This window comes from Kitasatospora sp. NPDC091257, from assembly GCF_044757675.1.
GTDB classification, from domain to species: Bacteria; Actinomycetota; Actinomycetes; order Streptomycetales; family Streptomycetaceae; genus Kitasatospora; species Kitasatospora lactacystinica.
In genome coordinates this window covers 1-6,770 of sequence record NZ_JBIVVI010000425.1, presented here as the reverse complement: position 1 = coordinate 6,770, position 6,770 = coordinate 1, and the positions used below count along the sequence as shown (strand labels likewise).

General features: G+C 73.5%; 9 protein-coding genes and 1 pseudogene. 5 read left to right on the top strand and 5 right to left on the bottom strand.

Going from position 1 to position 6,770, the window contains the following annotated elements; translation table 11 throughout:
• From ACIQOV_RS20455 to ACIQOV_RS20445, 3 genes and pseudogenes are all read left to right on the top strand, one after another.
• A pseudogene (locus tag ACIQOV_RS20455) lies at positions 1-213 on the top strand (hypothetical protein); the annotation flags it as partial.
• Positions 210-1,178: an LCP family protein gene (locus tag ACIQOV_RS20450; protein ID WP_380547413.1), complete on the top strand. Its 969-nt coding sequence runs from the start codon at positions 210-212 to the stop codon at positions 1,176-1,178. The pseudogene ACIQOV_RS20455 and the gene ACIQOV_RS20450, both read left to right, overlap by 4 nt.
• A gap of 38 nt (positions 1,179-1,216) precedes the next feature.
• Complete coding sequence (locus tag ACIQOV_RS20445; RefSeq protein ID WP_401050327.1) at positions 1,217-1,702, top strand: serine O-acetyltransferase; 486 nt, start codon at positions 1,217-1,219, stop codon at positions 1,700-1,702.
• Positions 1,703-1,735: 33 nt separating this feature from the next.
• On the opposite strand, the gene ACIQOV_RS20440 is transcribed toward ACIQOV_RS20445, so the two are convergent.
• Both ACIQOV_RS20440 and ACIQOV_RS20435 read right to left on the bottom strand, forming a co-directional pair.
• The gene (locus tag ACIQOV_RS20440; protein ID WP_401050324.1) at positions 1,736-2,314 is read right to left on the bottom strand and encodes a hypothetical protein; all 579 of its coding nucleotides are present in this window, start codon (positions 2,312-2,314) and stop codon (positions 1,736-1,738) included.
• Between the two features lie 287 nt (positions 2,315-2,601).
• Entirely contained in the window at positions 2,602-3,096 is a 495-nt protein-coding gene (locus ACIQOV_RS20435; protein WP_359910133.1) for a peptidylprolyl isomerase, read from the bottom strand.
• A gap of 161 nt (positions 3,097-3,257) precedes the next feature.
• Here ACIQOV_RS20435 and ACIQOV_RS20430 point away from each other — a divergent pair, with 161 nt between their 5' ends.
• On the top strand, positions 3,258-3,641 hold the full coding sequence (locus tag ACIQOV_RS20430; protein ID WP_359910136.1) for a MerR family transcriptional regulator: 384 nt from the start codon (positions 3,258-3,260) through the stop codon (positions 3,639-3,641).
• A gap of 41 nt (positions 3,642-3,682) precedes the next feature.
• On the opposite strand, the gene ACIQOV_RS20425 is transcribed toward ACIQOV_RS20430, so the two are convergent.
• Positions 3,683-4,336 (bottom strand): class I SAM-dependent methyltransferase, encoded by a 654-nt coding sequence (locus ACIQOV_RS20425; RefSeq protein WP_401050320.1) that lies wholly within the window; start codon positions 4,334-4,336, stop codon positions 3,683-3,685.
• A gap of 124 nt (positions 4,337-4,460) precedes the next feature.
• Between ACIQOV_RS20425 and ACIQOV_RS20420 the strand changes: the two genes are divergently transcribed.
• Positions 4,461-5,057, top strand: a complete 597-nt coding sequence (locus tag ACIQOV_RS20420; protein WP_401050319.1) for an NAD(P)H-dependent oxidoreductase — start codon at positions 4,461-4,463, stop codon at positions 5,055-5,057.
• Here ACIQOV_RS20420 and ACIQOV_RS20415 read toward each other — a convergent pair.
• Together ACIQOV_RS20415 and ACIQOV_RS20410 are read right to left on the bottom strand one after the other, a co-directional pair.
• On the bottom strand, positions 5,050-5,547 hold the full coding sequence (locus ACIQOV_RS20415; RefSeq protein ID WP_401050317.1) for a GNAT family N-acetyltransferase: 498 nt from the start codon (positions 5,545-5,547) through the stop codon (positions 5,050-5,052). The two genes, ACIQOV_RS20420 and ACIQOV_RS20415, sit on opposite strands and share 8 nt — an antisense overlap.
• A gap of 121 nt (positions 5,548-5,668) precedes the next feature.
• A complete protein-coding gene (locus ACIQOV_RS20410) occupies positions 5,669-6,535 on the bottom strand; it encodes an oxidoreductase (protein ID WP_359910148.1) in 867 nt (288 codons plus the stop codon).
• Between the last annotated feature and the right edge of the window lie 235 nt (positions 6,536-6,770).

The window sequence follows — 6,770 nt, the reverse complement described above, 5'->3', positions numbered from 1 at the left end:
GGGCCGGCGCACCCGGAGGCCGTCCCGGCGCACCCGGCGGTGCTCCCGGCGGCGCCGCAGGCCACGGCGCTCACGGCGGGCCCGGTGGCCCCGGCGGTCAGGGCCGCCCCGGCGGACCCGGCGGGCAGGGCCGCCCCGGTGGCCCCGGCGGGCCCGGCGGCACCCGCCCGCCCGGTACCCAGGCCCGGCGCTGGCCGCGGCGGCGGATCGTGAAGTGGTCGGTCTTCGGCGTGCTGATCGCCGTCATGGTGACCGCCGTCTCCACCTGGTTCTGGGCGGACTCCAAGCTCAACCACGAGAACGTGCTCGCCGACTACCCCGGCCGCCCGGCCGCGGGCAAGGGCACCAACTGGCTGATCGTCGGCTCCGACAGCCGCCAGGGCCTCACCGACGCCGAGCAGGACGACCTGCACACCGGGCACGACACCGAGGGCAAGCGCAGCGACTCGATGATGATCCTGCACGTCGGGGACAACGGGAACACCCTGATGAGCATCCCGCGCGACTCCTGGGTGCCGATCCCCGACCACCCGGGCAGCAACGGCAAGCCGGTCAAGGGCACCACCGCGAAAATCAACTCGGCCTTCGGCAACGGCGGCGGCCGGCTGCTGGTCCAGACCGTCGAACAGAACACCGGCCTGCGGATCGACCACTACGCCGAGATCGGCTTCGGCGGCTTCGTCGGCATCGTCGACTCGATCGGCGGCGTCGAGATGAAGATCGACCAGGACGTCCAGGACAAGGACTCCGGCCTCGACCTCAAGGCCGGCGACCAGACCCTCACCGGCAAGCAGGCACTGGCCTTCGTCCGCCAGCGCCACCAGATGGCCGACCAGGACCTCGGCCGGATGCGCAACCAGCAGAAATTCCTCGGCGCCCTGGCCCACCAGGCCGCCTCCCCCGGCAACCTGATGAACCCGTTCACCTTCTACCCGCTGGTCGACTCGGCGCTCGGCACCCTGATCGTCGACGAGGACTGCGGCCTGACCGACCTCGGCTCGCTCTTCCTCGCCATGAAGGACGTCAACGGCGGCAGCGGCAAGTCGCTGACCGTGCCGATCGGCAACCCGGACTACCGGACCAAGACCGGCGAGTCCGCCGTGCTGTGGGACGCCAACAAGTCCAAGCAGCTCTTCGCCGCCTTCAAGAACGACACCGCGGTGCCGGACTTCAAGTAGTCCGCGACTTTGTGCGACCGCGTCGACACAATGGGTGGATGCCACTCGTCACCGCGCTGATCCACCGCCGTCGCCACCGCCTCGTGGGCCGCCTGGTCCAGGAGGCGCTCGCGCTCTACGGGATGGAGGTGCCCGCCGCGTGCGAGATCGGGCCCGGACTGCTCGTCTTCCACCGCGGCTTCGGCACCGTGCTGCACCCGTACACCACCCTCGGCGCCGGTGTGACGCTCTACAACGGCGTGACCATCGGCCGGGCCGACCCGTGGGTACCGCAGGAGGAGAGCGCGATGCGGCGGGTGGTGGTCGAGGACGGCGCGGTGCTGTGCGCCGGCGCCAAGGTGGTGTGCAAGGAGGGCGTGCTGACCGTCGGCGCGGGCACCGTCGTCGGCGCCAATGCGGTGCTCACCCGCTCGACCGGCCCCGGGGAGGTCTGGGCCGGCATCCCGGCGCGCAAGGTGGGGGTGCGGACGGGCGGCCGGTGGGCCTGCCCGGCACCGGCCCGGCCCGCCCCGAGCCCCTCCTGAACGCGCCGGACGCACCGGTAGCGAGGGAACGGCCTAGACGAACGGCAGCAGCCCGGTGCCGCACTCCGGGAAGCGGACCAGCCACTCCCCCTCGCCGCCGGCCGCCTCGGTGGCGCCCGAGAAGCCGTAGTGGATCGGCTGCCCGTCGCCGCCCAGCCACCTCGCGTGGGTCAGCTGCACCGAGAGCGAGGCCGGGCGGTACGGGGCCGCGGCGGCGTGGACGACCGGGGCGGGCTGCTCCAGCACCAGCTCGTGCTCGGTCTCGCCCGGCCGGAAGGTCACCACCGTCTCGGTGCCCGGGCGGCGCGGGAAGGCGCCCGTCGGATCCGTCCAGTACGCGGCGACCATCACCGCGAGGGTGCCGTCCAGGCTGCCGGTGTCCGGCCGCACGTACTCCTCGTCCGCGACCCAGCGGGCGTGGTGGCGGACCTCCTCCGCGCCCCACCGCTCGTCCCAGCGCACCCAGTAGCCGGCCACCCGCTTGACGGTCATGCCCTCGCGGACGACCCGGACGGCGAACCGCGCCGGGCCGACCGGCTCGCAGCCGGCCAGGGAGACCACCGTCACCTGTTCGTAGGTCACCTCGCCGTCGTCGGCGCCCTGCTCCACCATCGGTCAACCACCTTGCCGCAGAGTCGAGTTCGGCCGCGGCTTGGGCCGCGTCCGAGAAGTCGAGCGTAGGGCCCCGGAAAAGGAGGACCGCACGATTGCCCGGTTCCGGCCCGGACGGCGGCGCTCCCGGCTACCCTGCCCGCCGCACCGCACCGCACCGCACCGCGACCCGGCGCGGGAACGGGCCCGGGGCGGGTACGGCGAGCGGGTACGAAACCGCCCCGGAGCGGGAGGCCGGAAGATCCGACGTCCCGCTCCGGGGCGGTGCGTGCCAGTGGCGGCGGCGACTACTTGACCTCGCCGGAGGCGGCGATGGAGATCTTGGCCGAGGTGCGGCCGCTCTGCGAGCCGAGGCCCTCGATCTTCTTGACCAGGTCCATGCCCTCGACGACCTCGCCGAAGACGACGTGCTTGCCGTCCAGCCAGTCGGTGACGATGGTGGTGATGAAGAACTGCGAGCCGTTGGTGTTGCGGCCGGCGTTGGCCATCGACAGCAGGCCCGGGCGGTCGTGCTTGATCTGGAAGTTCTCGTCCGCGAACTTCTCGCCGTAGATGCTCTTGCCACCGGTGCCGTTGTGGTTGGTGAAGTCACCACCCTGGAGCATGAAGGCCGGGATCACGCGGTGGAAGCCGGAGCCCGCGTAGCCGAAGCCGTTCTGGCCGGTGGCCAGCTCGCGGAAGTTCTGGGCGGTCTTGGGAACGACGTCGTCGTACAGCTTGAAGACGATCCGGCCGGCCGGCTCGTCGTTGATCGTGATGTCGAAGAAAACGTTGGAAGACATGCAGGGATGATGGCACGATCACCTGTTCGGCGCGCGCTGCCCCCGGTCGGGCGCGGCCGGACGCGGCTGTGTTATCCGGTTTCCGCCCCAGAGCGAGACCGGGAAGCTAACATCGATGTCAGGTTCAGGCCTCAGTGCGGCACGGGGACGGGGTGGGCGGCATGCGGATCGGCGAACTGGCCCGTCGGACGGGTGTGAGCGAACGCTCGCTGCGCTACTACGAGCAGCAGGGCCTGCTCGCCGCCCGCCGCACCGAGGGCGGCCACCGCGAGTACCCGGAGGCCGCCGTCGACCGGGTGGTGCACATCCAGGAGCTCTTCGCGGCCGGGCTGCACAGCCGGACCATCTACAAGATCCTCCCCTGCATGCGGGACTCCGACGGCAGCCCGAACGAGGTCGCCACCCCCCTGCTGGTCGAGGAGCTCACCGCGGAGCGCGAACGGATCGACCGGACGATCAGCGACCTGCTGCGCTCCCGCGAGGTGCTGGACGAGGTGATCGCGACCGCCTCCGGGCAGCCGCCGTCCTCGTCCGAGGCCGCGTAGAAGACCGCGCAGGAGGCCGCGCAGGAGGCCCGCTGGAGGCCTCAGCCCTTCGGCTTGCGGGCCAGCAGATAGGCCTGCGGAGTCTTCTCGTCCCCCTCCGGCTCACGGACCGTACGGGAGGTGACCGGCAGGCCGGCCTCCCGCACCAGCTCCTCGACGCGCTCCGGCCGCAGCCGGCGGAAGTCCAGCGACACCGGGTGGCCGAAGGGGCGCTCCTGGCGCGACGGCCGGTCGCCGACCTGGAAGGCGAGCATCAGGTGGCCGCCGGGAGCGAGCACCCGGGCGCACTCGGCGAACACCGCGGGCAGCCGCTCCGCCGGGGTGTGGATGATCGAGTACCAGGCCACCACGCCGGTCAGCTCCCCGTCCCGGAAGGGGAGGTCGAACATCGAACCGACGTCGAACGGCACCTCCGGGTGGGCCTGCCGGGCGAGCTCGACCATCCGCGGCGAGAGGTCGATCCCGTGCACGTCGACGCCGAGCCGGTGCAGCGGGCCGGTCATCCGGCCCGGGCCGCAGCCGAGTTCGGCCGTCCTGCCGTCCGGCCGCTCGGCGCGGACCAGGTCGGCGAAGAGCCCCAGCATCGCCCGGTCCATCGGCATGCGGTCCAACGCGTCCCGGAAGAGCTCGGTGTACTCGGTGGCGACGGCGTCGTAGAACGCCCTGGTCTCGGTGAGGAAGTCCGGCTCGGTCATGGCCCCGGACCCTACCGGGCGGCCGACCGGACCCGGGACGTGTCCGGCGGATCCTTGCCGGGTGCGCGACACCGGGGCACGCGCCTACCATCGGTCCGGCCAACCAGCCCGAGGGGGACGGAAGATGAGCACGATCGGGGTCTACCTGGCGCATCCGCGGCCGGGGAGCTTCAACCACGCGCTGTACGGGGCCGTGGTGGACGAACTGCGGGGGCGCGGCTGCCGGGTGCGCGCCCACGACCTGTACGCGGAGGGCTTCGCACCGCTGCTGGCCGCCGAGGAGACCGGCACGGTGGCCGCGGCGGAGCGGTCCGGGGATCCGGTCCTCGCCCTGCACCGCGCCGAGGTGGCCGCCCTGGACGCGCTGGTGCTGATCCACCCCAACTGGTGGGGCATGCCGCCCGCGGTGCTCACCGGCTGGGTGCAGCGGGTGCTGGCGCCCGGTGTCGCGTACAAGCTCGGGACGGCCGACGGCGAGCCGGCCGGGCTGCTGCGGGCCGGCCGGGCGCTGGTGCTGAACACCTCGGACACCCCGGAGGCCCGGGAGCGCGAGGAGTTCGGCGACCCGCTGGAGCGGATCTGGGCGGCCTGCGTGCTGCCGTACGTCGGGGTCGCCGAGGTGCGGCGGACGGTGTTCCGCACGGTCACCGACTCCTCCGACGCCGAGCGCGCCGGTTGGCTGCGACAGGCCCGGGAGCAGGCCGCGGCGCTGCTCAGCTGAGCGGCGGGAGGTCCAGTTCGGCGACGGTCTGGCCGCCGCTCAGCTCGCCGGTCGGGCGGAAGCCGAGACGGGCGTAGAACTCCTCCGGGCCGTCCGGGCCCGGGTGGTGGGTGACGGTGACGCGGGATCCGCCGCGGCGGCGGATCTCGGCGCAGACCTGCTCGACGGCGAAGCGGCCGTAGCCGCCGCGCTGCCGCTCGGCGTCGATCAGCAGCCGCCACAGGCCGGAGCGGGGGCGGTCGCCGGGGCGGTCGGGGTAGAAGGTGAGGTCGAAGAAGGCCATCACGAAGCCGACCGGCCGCCCGTCGTCCAGGATCAGCCGGGGCCAGGCGGCCTCCCCGTACGCGTACGCCTCGGCCAGCGACTTCACCACCGGCGCCACCAGGGCCTCCTGGTCGGGGCGGACCCGCAGGGCGAGGGCGGCGTCGACGTTCTCGGGGGTGATGGGGGCCAGGCTGAGCACGGAGGGCCTGGTGGGCACGGAGGACATGGCGGGCAGCCTACGGAGCGCGGCTGCCCGCCGTCGCGCGGTTTTCGTCGCGCGGCCCTCCACCGACCGGGGGCGTGGGCACCCACCGCCCGGTGGACGGGGCCGTCCGCCGCCCGGCGGGCTACTCGCCGGCCGGGAAGTCGGTGCCGCGGCCGACCGCCGCCCACGTCTCGGTCTCCCGCCGCGCCTCGTCGAGGGTGCCGAGGACGCCGTCCACCGCGTCGCTGCCGAGCGCGAGCCGCAGCGGGGTGTGCTCGGCGGCCAGCGCGGCCAGGATCGCCTCGGCGGCCCTCGCCGGGTCGCCGGCCTGCTTGCCGTCGCTGTCCGGCAGCCCGGTGCGGACCGGGCCGACGATCGGCTCGTACGCCTCGATCGGGGCGCTGTGGGCGAGCGCGTCGCCGCCCGCGAAGCCGGTCCGGAACGCGCCGGGCTCGACGATCAGCACCTTGACCCCGAAGCCGGCCACCTCCTTGGCCAGCGCCTCGGACAGCCCCTCCAGCGCGAACTTGGTGGCCGAGTAGGCGCCCACGCCGGGGAAGCTGAAGCGGCCGCCCATGCTGCTCATCTGCACCACCGCGCCCGAGCCCCGGGCCCGCAGGTGCGGCAGCACGGCCCGGGTGAGTGCGGCCGGGCCGAAGAAGTGCAGCTCCATCAGGTCCCGCAGCTCGCGGTCGGTGGACTCCTCGACGGCGCCGATCAGCCCGCGCCCGGCGTTGTTGACCAGGACGTCGATCCGGCCGTGCCGCTGGACGGTCTCCGCGACGACGGCCGCGATCCGCTCCTGGTCGGTGACGTCCAGCCGGACCGGGAACAGCCGGTCCGGGTGCGCGGCGGCCGGCTCCGCCAGCGTCTCGGGGCGCCGGGCGGCGGCCACGACGGTGTCGCCGGCCGCCAGCGCGGCCTCGGTGAGCGCCCGGCCGAAGCCGGAGTTGGCGCCGGTGATCAGCCAGACCTTGCCGGCGGGGTGCTGCTCGGGGGTGCTGCCCATGATCGTCGATCTCTCGCAATCGTCGCGTGCTGCCCATGAGTTGACGATCATTTATGACACCGTCACGGGGGCCGCGTCCAGGACGGTTCGATGCCGGACGACATACGGCCCCCGACCGCGGGCGGGCGGTCGGGGGCCGTGGGTGTACGTCGAGTGGGGTTACGGGTGGGGTTACGGGAGGTTGCGGGCCATCACGATCCGCTGGACCTGGTTGGTGCCCTCGTAGATCTGCGTG